Genomic DNA, 1,398 nt, shown 5'->3' on the forward strand with positions numbered 1-1,398 from the left:
CTGTTGACAAACAGCCAGGGTGTTTTGTGAATGGTGATGCCTGTCTGACCAGTGAATGATTTCGTGCGGGATAAACGGAGTCGTTTCTTTGCAATTTCATCGCACGCACGACAAGGAGAGGCTTGTATCTTACTCATATCGTGATTAGCTATCACGACATGAAACAGAGTGAGCTTCGAATGAGAGCCAGGGCTATAAACCTTGTGATTGAGTTTAAGCCCTCTGTTTCACCTTTCACGCCAGCATTAACATTGAACGGTTACCCAGAGCATTGACTCTGAATGTACAAGCGGAACGGGCGTGATGGCTTCAGTGAAAGGGGACATCATTATGTATTACGTTGGTATTGATATCAGTAAGCGTTTTGTCGATGTGTGTTTGTTAGCTGATGGCATGAACGGTAAACGGAAGACGAAAACGTTACCTAATGGCCCTAACGCCGTTCAGGCGTTGGCTGAATGGCTAACGCGACAGAAATGTGACCCGGGTCAGGCCCATATCATCATGGAAGCCACGGGGGTTTATCACGAACACCTCGCTTATGGTCTTCATCAGTCAGGCATTGCCGTATCCGTGATAAACCCTCATCGGTTGCGTGAATTCGCCAGGGGAATGGGGATACTCACAAAGACGGATAAAGTGGATGCCTATGTGCTGGCCTGTTATGGCGGTTTGCGCCAACCGGAGTGCTGGAGCCCGCCTTCGCCAGAGATAAGGAAACTCAAGGCATTACTCCAGCACAGGGATAGTCTGCTGAGTGATAAACAACGCATAGAAAATCGGCTGAGCACGTTAGCATCCACACAGGCCCCGGAAGAGGTCGTGGCGTCGCTGGACTCGATGGTGCGGCATGTAAAGAGTGAACTGGAACGCATTGAGCGACTGATAGAAGACCACATAGACAAGCATCCCGGACTAAAAAACGACCTGAAGCTCCTGAAATCGATTGATGGTGTTGGCGACCAAATCGGATGGAATATGTTAGCCACCATCCGGGGCAGTCACTTCAGGAGCGCGGAGCAGGTGGCGGCGTATCGTGGGGGTTATCCCGGTAGAGCGTCGTTCAGGCACCTCGGTACGTGGCAGGGCCAGGTTGTACGAAAAAGTAGGGGCCCGCCCGCTACGTCCGGGACAAAGCTGTATAGTGGGAGCGATAGCGGCCATCAGTCACAATCATCATGTGAAGGCGCAATACGAGCGACTGTTGCTAAAAGGCAAGGCAAAGATGCTGGCGATAGGCGCGGCGATGAGGAAACTGGTCCATCTGTGTTATGGCGTGCTGCATACGCAGCAGCGGTATGACAAGAATTATGGGTTGGTAGCCAGTTGAAATACTTGACTGGCAACACGGTTACTCAAACGCCGCCTCTCCTTGACCACTGGCTGGAGGCTAAACTA

General features: G+C 51.4%; 1 pseudogene. It reads left to right on the forward strand.

The features are described from left to right. Positions 1–330: 330 nt before the first annotated feature. Positions 331–1,330: pseudogene (locus tag DXX3274_RS00695) on the forward strand (IS110 family transposase). The last annotated feature ends 68 nt before the right edge of the window (positions 1,331–1,398 follow it).

Source organism: Dickeya sp. NCPPB 3274 (genome assembly GCF_000406205.1).
GTDB classification, from domain to species: domain Bacteria; phylum Pseudomonadota; class Gammaproteobacteria; order Enterobacterales; family Enterobacteriaceae; genus Dickeya; species Dickeya fangzhongdai.